Source organism: Fulvivirga lutimaris (assembly GCF_009711525.1).
Classification (GTDB): Bacteria; Bacteroidota; Bacteroidia; order Cytophagales; family Cyclobacteriaceae; genus Fulvivirga; species Fulvivirga lutimaris.
Genome location: NZ_SMLV01000395.1, coordinates 1 through 22997, shown reverse-complemented (window position 1 = coordinate 22997; position 22997 = coordinate 1). Strand labels below are relative to the sequence as shown.

General features: G+C 37.2%; 16 protein-coding genes. 8 read left to right on the top strand and 8 right to left on the bottom strand.

Features of this window, described 5'->3' with window-relative positions:
* Window positions 1-9 precede the first annotated feature (9 nt).
* Both E1140_RS13135 and hemN read right to left on the bottom strand, forming a co-directional pair.
* Window positions 10-849, bottom strand: a complete 840-nt coding sequence (locus E1140_RS13135) for a universal stress protein (RefSeq protein ID WP_155184446.1) — start codon at window positions 847-849, stop codon at window positions 10-12.
* A 21-nt stretch (window positions 850-870) separates the two neighbouring features.
* Entirely contained in the window at window positions 871-2238 is a 1368-nt protein-coding gene (gene hemN / locus E1140_RS13130) for an oxygen-independent coproporphyrinogen III oxidase (protein WP_155184442.1), read from the bottom strand.
* Between the two features lie 148 nt (window positions 2239-2386).
* Between hemN and E1140_RS13125 the strand changes: the two genes are divergently transcribed.
* Entirely contained in the window at window positions 2387-2917 is a 531-nt protein-coding gene (locus E1140_RS13125; RefSeq protein ID WP_155184440.1) for a DUF4136 domain-containing protein, read from the top strand.
* A 1-nt stretch (window position 2918) separates the two neighbouring features.
* Here the strand turns inward: E1140_RS13125 and ccoS are convergent, their stop codons facing one another.
* Both ccoS and E1140_RS13115 read right to left on the bottom strand, forming a co-directional pair.
* Window positions 2919-3077 carry a cbb3-type cytochrome oxidase assembly protein CcoS gene (gene ccoS, locus E1140_RS13120; RefSeq protein WP_155184438.1) on the bottom strand — a complete coding sequence of 53 codons (159 nt, stop codon included), beginning with the start codon at window positions 3075-3077 and terminating at the stop codon, window positions 2919-2921.
* 2 nt (window positions 3078-3079) lie between these two features.
* Window positions 3080-5461: a heavy metal translocating P-type ATPase gene (locus E1140_RS13115; protein ID WP_155184436.1), complete on the bottom strand. Its 2382-nt coding sequence runs from the start codon at window positions 5459-5461 to the stop codon at window positions 3080-3082.
* Between the two features lie 120 nt (window positions 5462-5581).
* On the opposite strand from E1140_RS13115, the gene E1140_RS13110 reads away from it, so the two are divergent.
* Entirely contained in the window at window positions 5582-6328 is a 747-nt protein-coding gene (locus E1140_RS13110; RefSeq protein WP_185153574.1) for a radical SAM protein, read from the top strand.
* Between the two features lie 52 nt (window positions 6329-6380).
* Here the strand turns inward: E1140_RS13110 and E1140_RS13105 are convergent, their stop codons facing one another.
* Together E1140_RS13105 and E1140_RS13100 are read right to left on the bottom strand one after the other, a co-directional pair.
* Entirely contained in the window at window positions 6381-6968 is a 588-nt protein-coding gene (locus E1140_RS13105) for a superoxide dismutase family protein (RefSeq protein WP_155184434.1), read from the bottom strand.
* A 54-nt stretch (window positions 6969-7022) separates the two neighbouring features.
* The gene (locus tag E1140_RS13100; RefSeq protein WP_155184432.1) at window positions 7023-7658 is read right to left on the bottom strand and encodes an inorganic pyrophosphatase; all 636 of its coding nucleotides are present in this window, start codon (window positions 7656-7658) and stop codon (window positions 7023-7025) included.
* A 239-nt stretch (window positions 7659-7897) separates the two neighbouring features.
* Here E1140_RS13100 and E1140_RS13095 point away from each other — a divergent pair, with 239 nt between their 5' ends.
* A complete protein-coding gene (locus tag E1140_RS13095; protein WP_155184430.1) occupies window positions 7898-8467 on the top strand; it encodes a hypothetical protein in 570 nt (189 codons plus the stop codon).
* Between the two features lie 33 nt (window positions 8468-8500).
* Here E1140_RS13095 and E1140_RS13090 read toward each other — a convergent pair whose 3' ends face one another.
* Complete coding sequence (locus E1140_RS13090) at window positions 8501-9370, bottom strand: sigma-70 family RNA polymerase sigma factor (protein ID WP_155184428.1); 870 nt, start codon at window positions 9368-9370, stop codon at window positions 8501-8503.
* A gap of 261 nt (window positions 9371-9631) precedes the next feature.
* On the opposite strand from E1140_RS13090, the gene E1140_RS13085 reads away from it, so the two are divergent.
* The 5 genes from E1140_RS13085 (at window position 9632) to E1140_RS13065 (ending at window position 13826) form a co-directional block, all read left to right on the top strand.
* On the top strand, window positions 9632-10576 hold the full coding sequence (locus tag E1140_RS13085) for a tetratricopeptide repeat protein (protein ID WP_155184425.1): 945 nt from the start codon (window positions 9632-9634) through the stop codon (window positions 10574-10576).
* 61 nt (window positions 10577-10637) lie between these two features.
* Window positions 10638-11456 carry a prohibitin family protein gene (locus tag E1140_RS13080; protein ID WP_155184421.1) on the top strand — a complete coding sequence of 273 codons (819 nt, stop codon included), beginning with the start codon at window positions 10638-10640 and terminating at the stop codon, window positions 11454-11456.
* A 69-nt stretch (window positions 11457-11525) separates the two neighbouring features.
* Window positions 11526-12812 (top strand): citrate synthase, encoded by a 1287-nt coding sequence (locus E1140_RS13075; protein WP_155184418.1) that lies wholly within the window; start codon window positions 11526-11528, stop codon window positions 12810-12812.
* Window positions 12813-12873: 61 nt separating this feature from the next.
* Window positions 12874-13128: an acyl-CoA-binding protein gene (locus E1140_RS13070; protein ID WP_155184415.1), complete on the top strand. Its 255-nt coding sequence runs from the start codon at window positions 12874-12876 to the stop codon at window positions 13126-13128.
* Window positions 13128-13826, top strand: coding sequence for a 16S rRNA (uracil(1498)-N(3))-methyltransferase (locus E1140_RS13065; protein ID WP_185153572.1), 699 nt, complete (start codon window positions 13128-13130; stop codon window positions 13824-13826). Before E1140_RS13070 ends, E1140_RS13065 begins: the two co-directional genes overlap by 1 nt.
* Before the next feature lie 7 nt (window positions 13827-13833).
* On the opposite strand, the gene E1140_RS13060 is transcribed toward E1140_RS13065, so the two are convergent.
* Entirely contained in the window at window positions 13834-22908 is a 9075-nt protein-coding gene (locus E1140_RS13060) for a LamG-like jellyroll fold domain-containing protein (protein ID WP_155184412.1), read from the bottom strand.
* Window positions 22909-22997 lie beyond the last annotated feature (89 nt).

Genomic DNA, 22997 nt, shown 5'->3' with positions numbered 1-22997 from the left:
GTAATTTTATCAGTGGGCATTAATGCATGACCAAAACATACTAGGGTTATCAAGAAAAATCCGCTCTGTAATGAAGTAATTCCTAACATCTGTTGATGCGTCTACTAAACTATGGGTTGGCATGGCCACCATCTGGGCGTTTACAGATTTATAGTAGTGTAGAATACCCTCTTCTACTGTCTCACTATTTGATATTTTGAATTCATAATTTTTCAAATCATGCAGTTGGTTAAACTTTACAAATTGCTTTTCAAGTTCTTCATCAGATTTCCAATTGTCTTTGGTGTTCACTTTCAGGACATGGAGTTTAGCACCAAAAACCTCTTGCAATTTCTTCAATTCTGTTAGGATAAAAGGTTGAGAATACCCCAAATCAGTAGCATAAACAATATCTTTGATATCATTTAAAGCCACTTCCTTTTTAACAGTTAATATAGGGCACATTGAGTACCTCAAAAGTCTTTCCATGGCTGATCCACCTAACATTTCATCCATCTTCTTATAAGACTTCGAACCTAAAACTACCAGACCTACATTCTCATCTTTAATGTACTTCAATATTTCAGGGCCTGGCTGACCGTAAGCCATTTCAATGTCAATTTTTATTCCCTGATCAAACGCATTAAATGAAAGGTCTTTCATTTTTTGCAAAACGGTTTCTTTAACACTCTCAGTAAATACTGATCTTGCTTGCTCATCAAGGCCGGAATAATCCGGAATGTTGATAACATGGTAAAGCACAAGTTTTGATTTCCATTTAACAGCAATATCAATTGCTGTTTTTAATGCTCTATTGGCATACTCGCTAAAATTAACCGGCACCAATATTATATTTTTTGTATATCTCATTTCCTTATTTTTAAATCAATTTTAAATGGCCTGGCTAAACATCGGCTTATCGTCAGAAGCTTTATGCTCACTCAGCCTTCTGTCAAATACCAAACATATATTTCTAAGAAAAGCCGTGCCTAACTCAGTAACTCTAAACCCGCCCTGATATAATTTTATAAGGCCTTCTGCATGCATGGCATTCAGCTGTATTAACATGTTCAGGTCTAGTGCATCAACATAGTCATTCCACATTAACTCCCCGTTGCAGCATATATCAAGTATCTGTTTTCTTACTTTCAAATCTTCTTGAGTCAGCACATGGCCTTTTTTAACTGCCAAACTACCTTCATCAATTAGCCCACAATATTCTTCTACTTTCTTAGCATTTTGAGCATAAGCATACTTGGCATCACTAACTGCCGAAGCACCCAGACCTATAAGTAAGTCGGTTCTTACATGAGTGTAACCCATGAAATTGCGATGCATGCTTTTATTTTGATAGGCTTTATAGAGTAAGTCTGAAGGTAGAGCGAAATGATCCATACCAACATCAGTATATCCCATTTCTAACAACCGCTCCTTACCTACTTCATAAAGTTTTCGCTTAAAATCATTGTTAGGAAGATCGGCTTCAGTGTAGGCCCTTTGTCCAGGCCTTTTCCATGGCACATGAGCATAGCTGTAAAACGCAATACGCTCAGGCTTCAATGATATGACTGCATCTATAGTCTCAAGAACACTTTCTTCCGTTTGAAAAGGAAGTCCGTAGATCAAATCGAAGTTAATAGATTCAAATCCTACCTTTCTGGCGTTGTCAGTGGCAAGTTTTACATTTTCAAAAGGTTGAACCCTATTAATAGTCTCCTGTACTTTTAAATTTAAATCCTGCACGCCATAGCTTACTCTTCTCGCCCCTGCATTGTAAAGAGCATCAAGATGTTCGAAGCTTGTGTTATTGGGATGCCCTTCAAATGAGCAAAGAAACTGTGGGTGCAAAATCGATTTAGCATAAATACCATCTAATAATTTCGAAAGGTTTTCAGGACTAAAGAATGTTGGTGTTCCCCCTCCTAAATGAAGATCTCTAAGAATAGGTTTTTTCTCAAAAGTATCACAATACATTTCCCATTCCTTGAGCACAACGTTGATGTAATTTTCTTCAACAGCATGGTTAATCGTAATCCTGGTATTGCAGGCGCAATAGGTACACAAACTTTCACAAAATGGGAGGTGAATATATAAGGTTATCCCTTCAGTATCATTTGTTTCATCGAATGCCCTCTTCACATGGGTAAGCCAACTGCTAGCGCTAAATTTTTCCTCTAACCAAAAAGGTACTGTAGGGTAGCTGGTATATCGTGGCACCGGCACATTGTATTTCTTTATTAATTCCTCCGGAATATTCATATACATCAGTCTTTAAACTATTATCATCTAGAATTATATTGTTCAAATATCTGAAGATCAGGTTATTGAAAAACTGATGTAAATCATCTCTCAACTTGATAGTTCTCAAACTGGTCAATTACTTAAAAGAAGTAGCTTTAAATAAAAAATGAAACGCTTACTAATCATCCCATTTATTTTACTGTTGGGCTGCGCAGAACTAAAGATGCACAGCAGTAAAGATCCTAATGCTGATTTCAGCAAATACACGACCTGGTGCTGGATGAATGGCTGCACTCCCACCTTCGAGGGACCTGACTATATTTATGCTGAAGAAGCGCTTAATGAAATGGTCAACCTTATAGCAGTTGAAATGCAAAACAAAGGATATGTGCAGGGAGATGATGCTTCTGACCTTTTGGTAAATTTCAAATTAGTGCTGGAAGAGGATTCTGCCATTGCTGCCGTTGTCCATGAAGAATCACTACCATTATGGGAGCACTACCAGGACAAAGACCCATATTATCACTTCCTGAAAGGAACATTGATATTAGATATTGCAGATAGGGAAAAAGGACAAATCATTTGGAGGTCTGTTACGCAAAAATATCTCCCTAAATATCCTACAATGAATTCACAAGATGCCGAAAGAGGTGTGAAAAAAGCATTAAAGGACTTTCCAGCTAGGGCTCAGGAATAAATCAATCTTTTGATTCTGGCTTCTTGTCATCAAAAAGCATCCTCATAGAAGGTGTAGTGGTATCATCGTACTGACCAGATTTATTGGCCCATATAAAGAGACCAAGAAAAGTACCCGCTACTATTACACTGAGAATGATAAGAATATAAATAACTGACATAACTATAACATTAACTTTCTAGCCAGATAATTACCTCTTAAGGTAGTAAATAAAACCACAGAAATACTACTTACAGGCATGAGTATGGCTGCAAATATAGGAGTTAGCATCCCTGACAGAGCTAAAGAGATTCCAATAAGGTTATAAGCAAAGGATAATGTAAAACTTCCAAATATCACCTGCTTGCTCTTTTTAGCATATTCTAAAAACCGATCAATATTATTCAACTCATTTCCAGTAAGAATTGCATCACAGGCTGGAGAAAAATTAGAAATATCATCTGTAATAGCGATACCAAAATCACTTTGTTTAAGAGCACCCGCATCATTTAGCCCATCTCCAATCATCATTACTTTTTTGCCTTGCCTTTGCAGTTCCGCAATAAGGTTAAGTTTGTCGGCAGGCTTTTGATTAAAATAAAATTTTGATCCTTTGGGGAATAGACTCTCCAGATACTTCATCTCTTTATCATTATCACCGGATATAAGTTGCAGTGATTTACCTTTCCCTAACTCTTGCAACAATTTATTGACACCTTTACGATATGCATGCTTGATCTCAAAATGCCCAATTACATCATCTCCTTTCTTAAAATACACGGCAGATGTATTTAATGTATAATCTTCCTTGATACCTAACCAGCCAGGAGAGCCTAAATAATAACTCACCCCGTTATAAATTGCCAACATCCCCTTCCCTGCCAATTCCTCAAATTCATCTAAGACAACTGTATCATGATAATTTAAATATTCAGATATAGCCCTGCTCAGTGGGTGTGTAGAATTAGAAGTCATAGATTTAATAACCTGTAGAGAGGTCTCAGCTAGATCAGCTCCATTATAAGAGGCCATCATATTTTTGAGACTGGTTATTGTCCCTGTCTTATCGAACACAATGGTGTCAATATCTGCCAGCCTTTCAGCCAAGGCTGCTTTTTTTAAATAAAAGCTATGCTTACCAAAAACCCTTAAGGCATTGCCATTTGTAAAGGGTGCAGATAATGCCAAAGCACAAGGACAGGCTATGATTAAAGTTGCAGCAACAACCTGCCACATCATATCTGGGTTCGTAAATAGCCAATAAATACCTCCAAGAAGTGCTATCGATAAAATGACAACCGTAAAATGTTTGCTTATCTTATTTGTTAATTCTTCAGCATAAGTAAGCTTCTCTTCTTTAAACGCCTGATTATTCCATAGGCTTGTCAAATAGCTTTGAGAACATTCTTTTCTAACCTTTACAGTTATCCTGTTTCCTTTAAGTCTACCTCCTGCATATATCAAATCACCACTTTTAACCTCAACAGGAGCACCTTCACCTGTTACGAAACTGTAATCAATAGAGGTGGCATCAGACAAGAGTATGGCATCTGCTGGTACTATTTCTTCGTTTCTAATTACAAGCTGATCTTTAACGCTTATATCATTTACAGAAATAGGATTTTCCTTGTCACCCACAATCTTCAATACCGACAGCGGGAAATAGGACTTATAATCCCTTTCAAAAGACATAGATTGATAAGTTTTGCTCTGGAACCACCTACCAATCAAAAGAAAGAATATAAGCCCGGATAGTGAATCAAGATAACCGGGGCCAATAGAAAATACTATCTCGTAAGTACTACGAAAAAACAAGGTCAATATCCCCAACACTATAGGTATATCAATATTAAAGAATCCTTTTCTTAATCCTGAAAACGCATTTATAAAGTACGACTTAGCAGCATAGATCATAGTAGGAATTGACAACGCTATGCTTAGCAACCCAAAAAACTTAATGAAGTCGCTATCGGCACTATCGATACCCAGATACTCTGGAAAACTTAACAACATGATGTTTCCGAAACAAAATGCAGCTACTCCAATTTGTAAGCTCAGTTCGCTAATCTTCTTATTTTCAGTCCCTTTACTAGCATCAAGGCTCAGGTCCGGTTTATAGCCAATAGAATCCAACAACTGGCATAACTTGCTTAGGCTAATTTGATTGGGCTGTATTAATATATCAGCTTCTTTCTTGACAAAATTTGTAGTTACACTCTTAATACCTCTATCTGCTTTATGCAGGTTTTCAAGCACATAAACACATGAACTGCAATGTATGGCTGGCAACTTTAGTTTTAGTCTGATATAATCATCTGACCTAAACGTAACGAATGGTGCCGATAAAATAGGGTCATTTAGAAAATCATATTTTTCTTCGTGCTGATCAAAAGATCTATTGGCATAAAATTCTGCCAGCTCACCTTCAGAAAACAATTCATAGACTGCCTTGCAGCCACTGCAACAGAACTTTTTATCATCAAACTCAATGGCATCAGCCCTGCAAGGCTCATGACAATGAAAGCATTCTGTTGCTACCTCTACCTTGTTTAAAGTCTCGATCATTGAAGGCAAAAGTCATTTTTTTATACTACTACTTTACTGACTTTGGTCATATGTTAAATTGATCGTTCTCAAAACCAGAATACACTATTCTGATAACACCATTTTTATAACTTTGCGCCTGTGAAACTCGCAAAACTAAACGGCCGTCCTGAGATTTTCTACTCCATTCAAGGAGAAGGCAAGAGCATGGGCAAGCCTGCCATATTTGTAAGGACATCTCTTTGTAACTTGCACTGTATTTGGTGTGACACAGACTACACCTGGAACTGGCAAAACACTCCATTCAAACATGTAAATGATAGCAAAGCTGGTTATTCAAAATTCAAAAAGGACGAATGGATAGTCGAGCTTGATGCAGATGAAGTATACAATGAAATCAAGCAACATCCCTGCAAAAGAGTCATACTTACTGGAGGTGAACCTCTCATGCAGCAAAAAGAATTAGCGCTTCTGGCACAGCTGCTCCATGATAATGGCTATTTTATTGAAGTAGAAACTAATGGCACACTTGTGCCCACTTCAGAATTTGATATGGCGGTTGATCAGTATAACGTATCACCTAAGCTCAGCAATTCGGGAAACAGTACCCAATTAAGAGAAAAAGAAGGGGCTTTTAGTTTTTTTAGCGGTTCCGAAAAAGCTTCTTTCAAGTTTGTTATTGATGACCCTGGGGATCTTGATGAGGTGACTGAGCTAATATCAAGATATAACATCGCCCCTCTTAATGTATACCTCATGCCGCAGGGCACTACGGGTCAGGCACTAAATCAAAAGCAGCAGTGGTTGGTTGATATTTGCAAAGAACATGGTTATAACTATACCGACAGGCTCCATATTCATATTTATGGTGATAAACGCGGGGTATAAAAAAACCCTGACAATTAATGTCAGGGTCAAAATTTATTCGATTTAAAGTATCTTACATTTTCTCGGTTACTACTCCACAGCCAACTCTGGGTCCAGCAGCCCCTGAAGGCTGTGATGTAAAGTCATCTGCAAGAGCATGTATAATAACCGCTCTGCCTACAACATTGGTGCTATCAGCTCCACCTACTGACCAGCCTTTCACAACCATTGAAAGTGAACCTGTACTGTCCTCAGCCACGGTCATATTATCAATATCGCCAGCATGAAATGCGGGGCTCTCCATTCTTTTACCATGATCTGTTTCAGCAGGATTCCAGTGTCCTCCAGCTGAGGTTGCATCATCAGCACTGCAATCACCATTTTGGTGAAGATGTAGTGCGTGCTCTCCAGGAGCTGCTCCAGTCACATTTAAATTAAAAGTTACAGAGCCATCTCCGTTATCTACAAAAGTTGCTTCACCGCTAAGTGTGCTACCGCTAGCACTTGAGATCATTGCTACCGCCTCGCTCTTAGCAACTTCAACTACTTCTTCTTCAGGTGTCGTTGTAGTCTCTTCGGTTGCTTCTTCTTTTTTCTCACCTCCGCAAGAAATTAAAAACGCAACACCCGATATCACAAATAATCTACTTAAATACTTCATGATTTGTTTTTTTGGTTTGTGTAAATGTTAAATAATATAATGCTTAATATCAAATTAGTCTTCTATTATAAAATGATTGTTGTAATCATTCATACTTCTTTTAATAATTCCATGTGCCTCATCGCTACCATAGACGTGGGTAATTTCCGTCACTTTAGTTGGCGCCTCGCCTGGCATCTGCTTATAGGTTAAGAAATAGTGCTTAAGCCTGTTTATAAGTGAATCAGGACAGTCTTCCATAGAATGAAAGCCGCTATACACCTCATCTCCTTTCAAAATAGCTATAATCTTATCATCAGCTTCTCCGCCATCTATCATTCTAAATCCTCCAATAGGGATAGCTGGTATTAACATATTGCCATGAGTAATATTTCGCTCTGTTAAAACACAAATATCAATAGGATCTTTATCACCAGATATGTTCTGTCTTCCTGTTTTTTTCATGCAGTAATCAGCCACCTCTTCAGCACAATACGTTCTGGGAATAAACCCATAAAGAGCAGGGACTATGTTAGAAAATTTCTGCGGTCTGTCAACCTTCAAAAAACCAGTGGCTTTATCTATTTCATACTTCACTGTGTCGGCCGGAGTCATTTCAATGAATGCATTAACTATTTTAGGGGAATCTGCGCCACTTGAAATCCCGTGCCAGGGATGTGACATATGACTTGAAACTGTTGCTTTGCTCATATCTTTAAAAATGTTGACCAAGATAGAAAGATGTGGTTTAAACAACCAGCATATATATTAATATCTGAGCTAAAACAATGCTTTTAATAAACCCAAACGAAGTTGTGACACCTAGGCAGTGAATTTCACCGTTGAATATGGTGCTTAATCGAAAATTCTTTCATCAAGCCACTTACCCTACTCTTTAAACCAGCATCAATCCCTAGTTTTAAACTTTTAAGCTTTAATATTTAACCAACATGAGATTTTTAGTTGCTCTTACCCTCCTTACTTTTAGTCAAATCACTTTCGCCCAAAACCTTCAGGATCAGTTTACAGATTTGAGGGATAATTCAGAAACATTTAAGGAGTATAAAGTAATTAAAACTTATGAACTCAATAAATTCTGGAAGGGTGTAACTGACACGCTCAAAACCAATAGCACTACCATCACTGAACTTCAAAAGAAAATAGTCACCCATGATGCTGAAATCAAAAAACTAAATGATATCATAGCTGAAAGTAAGGCAAATATGCTTGATCTGGAATTTGGGGTAGAGCACATTACTATTTTTGGACTGCCTATCAGCAAAACTGCTTATCAGGTTGTAAATTTTGCCATTATTGTAACACTCCTTGTGTTAATAGCATTTTTGGTTTTTAAGTATAATGAAAGAAGGTCTACCGCAAAAGAAAAGATCAATGCCTTTAATAATCTGGAAGAGAAATTTGCTGATTATCAGAAGACAGCCCTTGAAAAGCAGATGAAGCTCAGAAGAGAACTTCAAACAGAAAGAAATAAGCTGGAACAAATAAGGGGCATCAATTGATGCCCCTTATTATTTTAATTTCCAAGTTTAAACTTAGCTCGCTAAGTAAGGAATTAACAATTCGTTTTTAGGGTTCTTAGATAATTTTCTAAGCGCCTTTTCTTTAATCTGTCTTACTCTCTCACGAGTTAAACCTAAGTTCTCACCAATATCTTCTAAAGAAAGACTTGGCTCTTCACTCAACCCAAAGTATTGGTTGATAACAACTCTTTCTCTTTCTGTTAGTGTAGAAAGCAATCTTCCTACTTCTCTTTTTAAAGAGTCTTTGTATACAATGTTATCAACTTCGTTACTATCTTCATCTTCCATTACATCTAACAAAGAGCTTCCTTCGTCTTCTGAGAATGGCTTATCAATAGAAACTTGTTTTGTTTGAGATCTGACAGTAGTTCTTACTTCGTCAATAGTCATTTCAAGAAGCTCAGCTAACTCTTCGTCAGTTGGCTCTCTTTCAAACTTCTGCTCTAACAATGAAGAAGCTTGATCAATTTTAGATAAAGCACCAATCTTGTTAGACGGAATTCTTACAATTCTAGAATGTTCTGCTAAAGCTTGGATAATTGACTGTCTGATCCACCATACGGCATAGGATATAAATTTAAATCCTCTTTTTTCATCAAATCTCTTCGCTGCTTTAACAAGGCCTAAATTGCCCTCATTAATTAAATCGTTCAATGGAATTTTGTTCGAGTAGTGATACTGCTTTGCTACAGAAACCACGAACCTCAAATTCGCTTTCACTAGCTTCTCTAGTGCTGCGTCATCCCCTTCTCTGATCCTTTGAGCCAAATCAACCTCCTCTTCAGGAGTCAAAAGCTCATCTTTTGAAATTTCATTAAAGTACTTCTCTAACGTTCTACTATCACGGTTAGTGATAGATTGCGTAATCTTTAATTGTCTCATTCTTGCTATTTACCTGATATTAATTTGCTTTTACTCTTATTACTTAACACGTCAGAGCAAATAAAATTTTAATTTGCCCTTCTTTTCTATTGATTATAAATATTTTTGGAAAGTTTTTAATCCCATATTCTCATCAAGTTCTCCCCAAATCAATCACAAATTGTAGGTTTTTGGGAAATTTCGCATGATACAAAAAATATTTGATATGGGTAAGAAATATTTGCTTTTATTCATTATTTACATGATTCACTACGTGACAACATGAAACAGTTCATTAAAGTTTGGCAACTGCCAATTTTATTTTCCTTCATCCTCCTATTCTTCATCAATATCTCCTTATACGGACAAGAGACTGCAAAAGATTTATTTAATCGTGGATATCGTTATCTGACTGTTGACAAACAAAAAGCAATATCCCTACTTACTCAAAGTATCGATTTAGATCCTAACCTAACCGATGCCTACTATCATAGAGGTATTGCCTACTTCAAATTAGATAATTTCGACAAAGCATTAAACGATTTCAATAAAGCCCAGAGCCTCAACCCAGAGCTATCTATTCTCTGGATGTATAAAGGATTCGCTTTTCGCAACAAAGGTAACCTCAATGATGCCTTAGATTCATTTTCAAATTATATTTCACTTAACCCAACTGACACTTCTGCCTACTCCTACATCTTAAGAGGCAAAATGAAATACGAACTTGGAGATTTTGATGGATCAATAAAAGACTATGACATGGCCATCAAACTGAAGCCTTTTGAAGAAAAATACAACTACTATCGTTTTATTTCATTTTATGAAGCCAAACAATATAAAGCCGCATTAAAAGCAGTTACCGATTTGATAAAAGTTAATAATGATTTCTATGGTTATTACTTCTACAAGGGCAATGTATTTCACGACATGGGGTATTATGACTCGGCAGTGCATATGTATAATGTGGCTGTCATTAAAAACTATCAAAATGCTGACAGTTATTTTTACAGAGCACAGTCCTATGAGCAGCTTGAGAAATATGAAAAAGCATTAGAAGATTATAATACGGCCATAGTAATGAATGATAATGATGGCTCTTATTATTCAAAAAGAGGAAACTGTAAGCACCTCATGGGCAATAAGGAAGGTGCCTGCGAAGACTGGAATCAGGCCGGTAACCTTGGCTATTATGAAGACTTTGAAAAGGTCAAAAGGGTTTGCGAATAGGAAGACTTTGATTTTCAGTATTTGTTGCTCAATTTTGGCATTCACTTAAACGCAATGCGTAATGGATAATCGTAAATATTTACCACTAGTAATAGTAGTTGTTGTTTCATTTTTATTGTTAATGGGGCTCTCTTCGAGCATTTTCTACACCATTGATGCTGGTGAACGCGCTGTTATATTTAAAAAGTTTCAAGGTGGTCTAGATAAAGATAATGTGATCCAACAAGGCTTTGGAATGAAAGCACCATGGAATGACCTTTATGTTTATGATGTGAAGGAAAATTCTGTTGAGGAAAAAATGGATGTACTAGACAAAAATGGATTGAGCATTAATGTCGATGTTACATTAAGGTTTCACCCGCTTTATGACGAAATCGGATTTTTACACGAGAATTTTGGCACTGGTTATATTAACACCCTTGTTATACCAGAGGTTAGATCTGCTGTAAGACAAGTAATGGGACGATTCACCGCTGAGGAAATATACTCTACCAAGAGAGGCGAAGTAGAAACAATGATCAAAACGGAGACGGAAAAGAGTTTGCAGGAAAACAATTGTCAAATGAAGGCGTTATTGATCAGGTCAATCAATCTTCCAGAGCAGATCAGAATGGCAATCGAAAATAAGTTGAAGCAGGAACAGGAAGCCCTTGCCTACCAGTTTAGACTAGACAAGGAAAAAAGTGAGGCTGAAAGAAAGCGAATTGCCGCTGATGGTGAGGCTGTAGCCAATAAAATAATAAATAGTAGTTTGACACCAGAATTATTAAAAATGAGAGGAATTGAGGCTACCTTAGAGCTAGCTAAATCTCCAAACAGCAAAGTTGTAGTAGTTGGTAGCGGTAAAGATGGAATGCCATTAATATTAGGTAATAATTAGTCTTTTAATTGACTTTTTATTTGACCTAATTTTAAGTAATTTGAATAATCATTATAAACACAAATACAAATGTCTAAAACGGCTGAAATAAAATTTGAAGATAAGTCTTACAGCCTTCCGATTGTTGAAGGTACTGAAAATGAACAAGGTATTGATATTGCCAAACTTAGGGCTGAAAGTGGTTTAATCACTCTTGATCCAGGTTTTAAAAATACTGGTTCAACAAAAAGTGCCATTACATTTCTTGACGGTGAGAAAGGGATTTTAAGATATAGAGGTTACTCAATTGAGGAGCTTGCTGAAAAGTCTACTTTCCTTGAAGTTTCATACCTTCTTATTTATGGTGAATTACCAACTGCAGAGCAACTTGCAGATTTTCAAAGCCAGATAAAAGTACATACACTCGTTCATGAGGATATCAAAAAAATATTAGAAGGTTTTCCTTCTAATGCTCACCCTATGGGTGTGCTGTCTTCTTTGGTAACAGCCCTAACAGCATTCTATCCAGAGTCGCTTGACCCTAACAGATCTAGTGACAAGGTAAACATGAGCATTATTAGAATTTTGGCTAAGATGCCAACGTTTGCTGCCTGGGCTTATAAAAATGAAGTAGGCCATCCGGTGAATTACCCTGACAATAGTTTAGATTACTGCAGCAACTTCTTAAAAATGATGTTTGCTCTTCCTGCTGAAAAGTATGAGGTTGACCCTGTAATATCTAGCGCACTGGATAAATTATTAATTCTTCACGCTGATCATGAGCAAAACTGCTCTACTTCAACGGTAAGAGTGGTAGGTTCTTCTCAAGCTAGCTTATATGCTTCTATTTCAGCTGGTATAAACGCTCTTTGGGGGCCACTTCATGGTGGTGCTAACTCAGCGGTAATTAACATGCTCGAGGGTATTAAGAAAGATGGTGGTGATACTAAAAAATGGATGGCTAAGGCCAAGGACAAGGATGATCCATTCAGGTTGATGGGCTTTGGTCACCGTGTTTACAAAAACTTTGACCCTAGAGCTAAGATCATCAAAAAAGCGGCAGATGATGTATTGGATAAATTAGGTGTAAACGATCCTATTCTTGACATTGCCAAAGGACTTGAGAAAGAAGCATTGGAAGACCAATACTTCGTTGATCGCAAACTCTATCCTAATGTTGACTTCTACTCTGGCATAATCTACAGAGCTCTAGGTATTCCTGTAGACATGTTTACAGTAATGTTTGCTCTTGGTCGTTTACCAGGATGGATAGCACAATGGAAAGAGATGAGAGAAAACAATGAGCCAATTGGCAGACCTCGTCAGATCTATGTAGGAGAAAACCTACGTCCTTATGTAGGAATGGAAAAAAGATAAATAAATTATAAACTACAAGGCCAGGTGTTGTAAAATGTCTGGCCTTTTTTATTTAAAAATTATGGAAGAATTTAAAGCAGCAGTAACCAAGTCAAAAACGCTAACTCAGAGGCCCGCTAATGACGAGCTTTTGAAGCTCTATGCACTATACAAGCAAGCTACTGAAGGTGACAATGGAGAAGACAGACCAGGTGGCTTTGATTTTAAGGCAATAGCCAAGCACGATGCATGGGCTGAGTTAAAAGGCAAGAATCAGTCAGACGCACAGCAGGAATATATTTCCTTTGTTGATGAGTTACATCAAAAATATGCCTAGTGCAGCTGTTCTATGAACCAAATGTGTCTGGAGAACAATTCATTTTAAATGAAGAGGAATCCAGACATTGTATCAAAGTGCTCCGCAAAAAGCCAGGAGACAATATCACCATTATTGATGGCAAAGGCAGTTTTATCACTACTCAAATAGTAGATGCTAACCCTAAAAAATGTCTGCTGAAAGTATTAGAATTTAAGGCTGAAAGCATCAAAGACTTTTACATACACATTGCCATAGCCCCGACTAAGAATATAGATAGAATTGAATGGTTTATAGAAAAATCGGTTGAAATAGGCATCGATGAAATTTCTTTCATCAATTGTCAAAACTCTGAACGTAGGCACCTAAAAATGGAGCGCTTAGAAAAGAAAGCCATCAGTGCCATGAAGCAATCTATTAAAGCATCACTTCCTAAACTTAATGAAATTCAATCTTTCAAGGATTTCATTAATGTAAAAGATGATTCAGCTAAGTTCATTGGCTTTGTTGACATGGACAACCCCGATCACCTGATTCATAAAGCACAAAAATCATCTGAATACTTAATGTTAATAGGTCCCGAAGGCGATTTTACATTAGATGAAGTTGAATTAGCATTAACAAAAGGTTTTCAAAAAATAAGCTTGGGTCAAAGCAGGCTAAGAACGGAAACAGCAGGCATTACTGCCTGCTGCATATTCAATATGATTAATTTATAGAGGTATTTTACTTAGTAATGATCACTCTTTTACTCTTCTTAATTCCAAATTGTTCAACAGTAATTAGATAAATACCCTGATGTAGAGACTGTTCAGGCTTCAAGCTAATGTCTTCAAATAACTCATAAGTCTCAATAACCTTCTGAAGCACCATTTTACCATAAAGGTCATACATCGTTATAACAACCTCATCTCTAGAGTCTGCTTTTACCCTTAAATTAATATCAAATTCATTAGTAGGGTTTGGAAAGATCGAAAACTGCAAATCAGTATCTTCTGGAACAAATTCCAGTACTACTTTTTTGTCTACTACGACCGCTATACCATCAAAATCAACTTGTACCAATTGATAATAATTTTTACCAATTAACGGGTTTGAATCAATGTAATTATAATTTGTTTCCTCCAGACTCGTTCCATTACCATCGATTACTGCCAAAGGTTCATAAACCACACCATCAGCAGAACGTTGCAGTTCAAAATAGTCATTATTCAATTCAGAAGTTGTAATCCATTCAAGGGCATGAGCATTTTCATCCTGAACACCGGTAAAAGATTTCAGAACGATAGGCAAAGGATTATTTGCAGTAGTAGAACCCAATGTAAATATTTGCTCACTGAAACTATTGCTACTCGTAGCCACAAAGCTACCCTGAGATTGTGTATGACCTGATGAAAAATTTGAACCATCTAGATTATCCCAAGAGGATAACGCATCATTCCATATCATCACTTCTAGTTCTTCTCTTTCTGCAAATACTGCTGATACATCACTTGCCGTACCCCAACTTAAACCTACCCGGGCAGTTACCGATCCAACAGGAACTGCACCAGCATCATCAGATATCTTCCAGTACTCACCATTAGAAATTCTTTGTATACTTGAATTAGTTGGAGTTAGATTATCAACTAGTGCATCAGAGGTAGGATCATTATTAAAATATTCGGCCTCCCAAGTTAGCCCACCTACCGAAACATTATTTACAGAAGCTGGCCTCCATTGGTTGGCACTTCCTATAGGGAAAGTGAATGAATCATTATTCGAGAGTTCTCTATCTACCTTACCATTAATATATGAATTCGCACGTCCTATGTTAGGAATTACAGTAGAGGCAGAAATTATTACTTTGTTACCATTGGTGTTTATTACTCCATCAACTAAATCAAATCTATTACCTGTAGCTTCCAAATTACCACCTTGTAATTCAATACCCATAGAATTTTCAATCCGCAGCTTATTAAAAGCACTAGATCCAGTAAAATTTCCATCAATTAATTGAAGTGAATTCCCATTCAAAAAGTTAAATGCTGTCCCTGTACTAGCCTCAAAAGCTCCACTTAAGAATGTTAAATCGCCTCTATATTCGATTCTTCCCGAAGACGCTGATTGAAAAGTGCCTCCCTGTACCGTAAGGTTACCATAAATTATATCTGTGCCTGAATATCCACCATTATAAACTCCTCCATTAATAATTAATTCATTCAAATTAACCCTGGCAGCACCTGTCATGAAGCCTCCAGAATTAATGGTTAAGGTTCCATCAACGGTAATAATTCTATTGCCAGTGCTATTCAAAACAGGCCCATTTATCACTAAATCCCCACAAATAGTAACATTATTATTCGGAAAGTTTCTATTTCCAGATTCACTTAAAGTTAAATTTCTAATTTCAGTAACCCCACCCAAAATGCTATAGCTGCCTGTTCCGGCATATTCTAGACCTCCTCCCGAACAACTCAAGAAATTACCTGAAAAGGCCGGTAAATCAGCACTAATTCCATTACTAATAATTCTTAAATCTCCAGTACCATCTAAAATTCCTAAACGGTGATTTGAAGTACCATCTGCAATTTCCAATGTTCCTCCATCTTGAATTTCAGTTCTATAAAAACTAGTATTGTCCTGATTAACTGTAAGAGTAAAACCACTAGGTATGATGACTACCGAACCTGAAGGAACACCACCACCTGGAACTGCTACATCATAGACATCACCATCATATCCACCATTTGTATCAACAGTATAAGTAGCTACATTGTCAGGTATAGCTTGATCAATACCAGCAAAGTAGTCACCAGAAATACCATTAGCGTTATCACCACTGAAAGTAAAAGAAATTGTGTTTAAAGTCTCATCCACTTCTGCAGTTGTAAACTTATTAATTTCATTGGTTGGGTTATTAAAGGCTAAGATTCTTGCTGCTATATAATCAGACTCAGCACCATCGTCAGCTAGTACCAAAGCATTATCATAGACAAAATCAACATCAGCGATGAAGTCTCCCGCACCAAAACCTGTGGCATTTAATGTCCAGTAATATTGTAGCACATTGTTTATATCTCCACTGGCTGTTAAATCATTTCCGTCATCAATAGTGGGGTGATATTCATTTGCTGGACTTACAAAAAGTGTTCCTTCTGTGGAACCGGAATTGCCAAAATCAACAACTGTAGGTGTATAATATGTCTGACCCATTGGGTATATAAAGTCCGTTGTTGAACCCGCGGAAAACACTTTTCCAACACCCTTATCTGCAAATGAACTATTAGTTCTGATCATATTTGAAACGGAGAAAGGCTGTACCGGTGTGATATCGGCTGATGATCCAAATAGGATATTACTTCCTCCAATATCAAAAATACCACCATCAAGTCTTAACCCTCCGTTAATATTAAAATTATAACCGTTACCAGCAGGTATTTCCACTCCATTAGCATTTTCTACTGTTATTATTCCAACTTCACTAGTACCAGCTGTAGACCTGAATAACTGTTGTAAAGCTGATCCGGAGAATTTAATACCCTCTCCTCCGGCACTTGTATGGTCTCCTTCTAATAATGCATTACCATTTAGGTCAATGGTATTTGTACTGCTATTAATTGTACCGGCATTGTGAACAAAGTAACCATCCACGGTGATAGAGGCATCTACATCTAATGAACCTGCATTAGACTTAGTAAAATTGAAAAACGTGGTATTACTACTTCCACTTAGGGATTGCGTTGTAGCACTGGTAAATGAAGTAGTATTTGATGAGGCTGTAAATGTACCATCGTTCACAAAATCATCTTCAAGGTTTAAGCCTATACCCGCAGCATTAAATGTAGCTCCGCTATTTATAGTGAATGTACCTCCAACAGTTAACTGATTAACCCGTAATCTGGCAGTAGGATTATTCGTCCCATTGATATTAACATCAGCTAAGGAAATAGTTGAATTAATACCAAAGTCGGTTTGCCCTGCAGGCGTATTACCATTAAAAATATCAATTGTGCCAGTTACATCGCTATCATCAGGGTCTAAATAAAGTGCCGCAATCGCTGGTGTATCCTGATGTCTTTCGATTGCCAATGTTCCACCTGTATATGTAAACTCACTACCTGTATTATATATCTGCAGCATTCCCCTATTATTTGTAGGGCCTGCCTGAGTACCTATTCTTACATCACCCCCAGTTTGACGGTATTTTAATACTCCTGTATTTGCAGTAGTAATTGGTCTAATTTGTGAACCCACATCCAAAACCCCTGATGATATTTCCAGTAATGAATTTCCCGAAGCAGTATATTCAATATAGTTGTTACCATTACCTACTGCATCATCCATATTGAGAGTTCCACCATCAACTATCAAACATCCATCAAGGTAAATCCCAGAGTCATCTCCGCTCACACTTGCTGTACCCTGTGTTATTTGCAAGCCTCCTGTTGAAGGAATATTAAAATCATCACCTCCTGTTGTCAAATCAACGTTAATGGCAGCGTCATTTAATACAAGTGTTCCATTTTGAATCTCTATGGCCTTTGTCGTACCATTTGTAGATCCATTGATTGTAAATGAATCATCAAATGTAAAACTGTTATTCTTATCTGTTCCTTTGTTTACAATTAACCTATGCAGTGTTACTGACCCACTATTTGTAAATGTATGATCTCCTTCACCTGCTACTTCAAGATCAATAACTGAATTTGTTCCATTACCTAAATTCATTGTTCCTGTTGAAGGTACAGTTATATCCCCTTGAACAATCAGCCTGTGATCATTTGATAAAGAATTATTTACTAATCTCAATTGACCACCATTGGTACCATTGAAGCTCAAGTTACCTTCAATTACCACAGTCTGATCACCAGTTGAGTTTCCTTCAAACTCAAAAAAACCAGATCCGCAGCAACCGGAACCAATCTCAACATTGTTCTTGAAAGTCAATGTTCTAGATGCATCATCATTAACTCTGATTAACATGTTACCATTTAAATTAGCTCTTCCATTCACAGTAACATCAACATCTGGAAACTGCATGATTCTATTCGATGAATTCCCTCCTGCAAACCACAACATTGGATATTCAGTGGCATTTGAGGATAGCGTGGTAGCTCCTGTACCTCCATCCCAGGCATAAATAACAAGTGCGTTCTCGTATTCATTAAAATCTCCAAAGTCTCCCCCTGGAAATATACCAGAGTAACTTGAGTTGATATTATACTGAATTACAGCTCCGTGAGAAGAATTTGGAGTTGGTCCACCAATATGCCTATCTGTTACTTCAACAGTACCAAAATTAGAATTGTAAGCTGCATAGCTACCGTTTGTATCAAAAATTACACGTGGGCAACCACTAATCCAGTTATTGTTAACTGCATCATAATCATCAAATACTAATTTTGCTATATTAATGGGGCCAGTACCATTATTAATTGAAAAAACACCTGCACCATAAGTTGTAGGATCCCCGGCACCTCCATTATCTCTTGTTAAAATAGCTATATCTCCATCTTGAGGATAATCTCCTGCAGCTCCTCCATCTCTAGTCAAAGACCATGCACTTGTATTCGTCCAGTTCGCTTGAGAAGTATTTCTTGAATAGAAGATTTCAGGTGCACCTACAAATTTACTAGGATCACCAGCAGTATATGCTGCGTGAACTAAATCAAAACCACCTGTAGGATTAGTCGGACCTGTAGTAGTTCCCCAGAAAAATATCCTAATGTTCGTAGCACTTACATTATCTATAAATGAAAATGAAGTTGAACCACCATCTACTTCAGCAGTTCTAGTATAAGGAGTATCTTCCAATACCCATCCAGGAACGTAATTTGCCGGAAAACCATCAGCTCCTCCATTAGGGTCATCTCTCTCAACAGATCTGAACCTTAACCTTTGAACCTTAGGTACGGTAGTAAAATCTCTATAATCAATGATCCAATATCTATCGGACACATCATTTCCTAAAGGGTAAGGACCAGCAGTCGCCAACTTTTGTACAACAGGGACAACAGTAATATAGCCATCATCAGTAGCTGACGCTAATCTAATATTTGCCGGTGTGAATTCAGATGTTGATTCATCTCCAGTAGTACCAGTTCCTAATGGAAAAAAGAACATCGTTGGATTAGAATTACTATTGCCGGATGCGTTATTAATAAAACCGGGATTTGTACCATCGGCATTAACATATAATGACAGTCCTCCATCAGACGCATTGCCTGCTGTTATAAACATATCTTCTACACTAAACTCACCACTACCGCTACTTCCATCAGCTTCACTAGTCAATCTAACATTTAAAACATCTATTGTTAAATTGTGCACATCTAAATTCATTCGGCCATGTCTGTACTCGAGATAGTCTATTTTTAGATCACTGACTAAACTTATAATCTCATCAGCACTATTCAATTTTATGCCACCAAAACGCGAAGTGTCTGCAGTAACTAATATTGTAGCAGCTCCTCCATCGTCTCTAAATTTTAGTAAATCATTTTCACCATTTGCATCTGAATCATTTGTTACAGCAGGATTAAATACTGTACACACATCGTAGTTTACAAGAGTATCGGCATACATTCTTATACTATGAAATCCTTGGTCAAGTGTTCCACTCAGTACTTTGAAAGCATCACCTTCAATTCGAAGTAAATTATTTTCATTGCCTGTCAAATCTGACTTACCGGAGGCTAAACTGACCGTTCTGCCAGTAGGTTTATCAATTATTAAATTCCAAAATCGCTGTTCATCACTTACTCCACCAGTTCTATTTAAAAATGTAAGTGTCGCATCATCCACTCCATTTATGGTAGTTGTATTTTGTTTCCCTGAATTATATAAATAATCCGCTCCTGCGTCAATAGTGAAATCACTGCCAATCTCCACATCAAAACCATTGTGATCGAAAATAACGCCTGTTTCAACAGTTAAATCATTGAGTACCAAAAGTTCTGGATTTAGGATTGTTTCAAACTCCCCTATTTGATCATCTCCGGAAGTTCCCCCATCCAAGTCTACTTCTGTTGCCGTGCCTCCAGTACTTCTCATAATTACATTCCAAAAAGGTGCATTTGAGGTAACTTTAAAGTTAACATTGGTTGTATTCTCCATTATTACCGTGCCACCAGTAACTGAAATATTGCCAGGGTCACTATTAATAAAGATACCTCCTCCATGAATCTGGCCGCTATTGCTAGCTGTATTATCCTGAAAAGCAACACTTCCTGATACGTTTAGTATACCTCCAGACATGTTAAATGTGTTACCCGAATAGGTTAAACTAAATGTGTAGTAGTCAGTATTTATAGAAGACCCTGTAACATTAACAGTTCCTCCTGATTGCGTGTAACCTCCTATGTTTGTAGCTCCATTAACAGAAGTTCTTATCTGATTAACAGTAACAACACCACCTTCTACAATAATATTACCGTTGTCACGAGTAGTTATACCACTAGCAACTGGCACATCGAATGTACCATCTGAAACCTGCAGCGTACCATAAGGAACAACAGCAGCACCACCTGTTTTAGTTGCAGAGCCTCCATTTACCCATAATCGTGCTGATTCGAAAATGCAATAGTTGCCGGTATTATTTAATAAAGGAACATCAACATTTGTATTTAGTCTGACAGTTCCTCTTATTAGTCCAAGCGCATTATCATTGGTACTCAGCTGGGCAGCATCGAAAGAATAATCTACCGGACCGAATAAGTTGAAATTAGCAGCACTTGAAGCATTTATATCTAAAATATACGTTTGATCCTCACCCTTATCTATTTCAATTCTATAAAAATTGGTTACTCCAAAACAGTCTATCGTCTGATCAGCATTGTCGCTTAGGAAGTTAGCATCAATGATACCATCAGTTGCCTCATTATTATTATCTGCAGCCACTCTGTTTGTAAACTCAGCCCTTCCCTGATTGATGAAATCCCCATAAAAGTTAAACTCATGCCGGGCATTTCCTGTACCTACATTTAGTTCACCATTAGATTCAATCAAAACATCTCCGTAAGCATCAATGGTTCTTGAAGTTGTAGAAGTATTATTTATTTGCAGAATACCCCTCGTTATAGTTAAGTCTCCATTTATTTGATAATCAGCAGTCATTGCAGCCACATTGGCTGCTGCATTAAGATTTAAAACTACATTGTTGAATTCTCTATCCTGATCTAAAGTGAGGCCAGCACCCAATATTTCTACAGTACCTCCAACTATCGAGTCGGCAAATATTGCAGTGCCGCCAGTAGGAAAATTATCTACTCCCCCATTACCTGAAATACTGATGGTGCCATTACCTGAAATATCAAAGAAATCATGATCTGTTGTTGTTCCAACAATCAGGCTTCCATTAACTTCTAATAAAAGACCGTCATTATCATCAGTATCCATGGTTACATTATCACCTGTTAGAATAGTCACGTTATCAGTTGAAGTAGGCACCAAGCCTGTAACAGGAACTCTTAAAAGTCCTGATGGGTCAGTTGTCCAAGTTAATGGATCGTTCCAATCACCAGAAGTAAAAGAATAAACATCACCTGGTACAAGCTGTGTTCCTGTGCCTAAGGTGTAGTAACCAGATGGCAAACTAATATTACTTACATCAACTACGACTTGATCTGTATTTTCTACAGCATATCCGTTAACAAAAACTCTGGTAAAATTAGACCCTAAATCAGGTCTATATAATAACACATAGTCAGTTGGGCTGCCCACTGCACCTAAACCTGCTGTGCCAAAATCAAATCTAAATTCTAAGCTAGTGCTTGAAGAGGCTTCCAAATACCAACTTCTAGCCCAACGATCCGTAATTTCTACTTCGCCTAAGTTAGAAGTGCTATTATCTGCATGAGCGGTGTTATCGTGCGCGACAAAAACAAACTCGTTAGCAGTATTTAAGCTACCATTAAGTTCATCGATTTGTAATGCATCTGAAAAACCAGAAGTAGCAGATTTTGTAGAACCATCTACTGTTCCAATGCCCACCAAATCATTAACATAGGCAGCATCTCCAGAACTAAAAAAGTCATTCGCCCCAATTGAAATAGCATATTTTTGGCTTAAATAATTTTCTACAATAACTCTTTCAGCTGCATTTAATGCATCTTGATAGACAATTACTTCTGCAATATCACCATCAAAACTTCTATTATCTCCTAAGTTGAAATTACCAATGTACATTGGCGAAGTTTCATTAGGTAAAGTGGTTGTAACATTTGAACTAGCATTAGTAGTTGAGTTTACAAAAAGATTATACTTATTTCCAGAAATTGTTTGATCGTAAATACTAGAAAAAATATTTGGAGAGTTACCTAAAGTAATATTAGCAGCTGCTCCATTACTTATATCAGATGTTAAATTGCCTCCATTTCTATAAATTCTATATGCTTGGTTAGAGCCAGCACTTGTTCTTTTATTCAGTATACCATAAACACCACTTGAAGAAGGATTTAAAACAATGAAAAAAGACATACCTGGTGAATCATCTAGCAGGTCATTATCCGGAATGGCCAAATGAAAATTAGTTGATCCACTTGGACCAAAATTCATCGATGGTAGGTTATTTAAACTAGCATTGCTTCCTGAATAAGCTGGTTGTAAACCAGGAGTGGCCTGAACTGCATTTAGCCCATTACCTGATTGATCAGCCCAGGCGGATACCGTTCCTGATTGGGTAACACCAACATCCGACCTTAGCCATAAAACGTTGCGAGGTCCAGAAGAACCATCTCCTGTTCCTATACCTGCAGGACCAACATTTTGTCCAAATGAAACCGAAGTAATAAATACTAAAAAAATGTAAATCTTCTTCATAATATAAATTTGCCAACTATTATCATGCTAAAAAATTATTAAGCATTTAACTCACTAGTTATTAGATTCTTAGATTCATACAGTTTAAT

What these genes read in the sequence shown, in the direction of transcription:
- E1140_RS13060 (WP_155184412.1), bottom strand. Translation starts at nt 22,908, where the DNA reads ATGAAGAAGATTTACATTTTTTTAGTATTTATTACTTCGGTTTCATTT.
- E1140_RS13100 (WP_155184432.1), bottom strand. Translation starts at nt 7,658, where the DNA reads ATGAGCAAAGCAACAGTTTCAAGTCATATGTCACATCCCTGGCACGGG.
- E1140_RS13085 (WP_155184425.1), top strand. Translation starts at nt 9,632, where the DNA reads ATGAAACAGTTCATTAAAGTTTGGCAACTGCCAATTTTATTTTCCTTC.
- E1140_RS13095 (WP_155184430.1), top strand. Translation starts at nt 7,898, where the DNA reads ATGAGATTTTTAGTTGCTCTTACCCTCCTTACTTTTAGTCAAATCACT.
- hemN (WP_155184442.1), bottom strand. Translation starts at nt 2,238, where the DNA reads ATGAATATTCCGGAGGAATTAATAAAGAAATACAATGTGCCGGTGCCA.
- E1140_RS13115 (WP_155184436.1), bottom strand. Translation starts at nt 5,461, where the DNA reads ATGATCGAGACTTTAAACAAGGTAGAGGTAGCAACAGAATGCTTTCAT.
- E1140_RS13090 (WP_155184428.1), bottom strand. Translation starts at nt 9,370, where the DNA reads ATGAGACAATTAAAGATTACGCAATCTATCACTAACCGTGATAGTAGA.
- ccoS (WP_155184438.1), bottom strand. Translation starts at nt 3,077, where the DNA reads ATGTCAGTTATTTATATTCTTATCATTCTCAGTGTAATAGTAGCGGGT.
- E1140_RS13135 (WP_155184446.1), bottom strand. Translation starts at nt 849, where the DNA reads ATGAGATATACAAAAAATATAATATTGGTGCCGGTTAATTTTAGCGAG.
- E1140_RS13125 (WP_155184440.1), top strand. Translation starts at nt 2,387, where the DNA reads ATGAAACGCTTACTAATCATCCCATTTATTTTACTGTTGGGCTGCGCA.
- E1140_RS13080 (WP_155184421.1), top strand. Translation starts at nt 10,638, where the DNA reads ATGGATAATCGTAAATATTTACCACTAGTAATAGTAGTTGTTGTTTCA.
- E1140_RS13105 (WP_155184434.1), bottom strand. Translation starts at nt 6,968, where the DNA reads ATGAAGTATTTAAGTAGATTATTTGTGATATCGGGTGTTGCGTTTTTA.
- E1140_RS13070 (WP_155184415.1), top strand. Translation starts at nt 12,874, where the DNA reads ATGGAAGAATTTAAAGCAGCAGTAACCAAGTCAAAAACGCTAACTCAG.
- E1140_RS13075 (WP_155184418.1), top strand. Translation starts at nt 11,526, where the DNA reads ATGTCTAAAACGGCTGAAATAAAATTTGAAGATAAGTCTTACAGCCTT.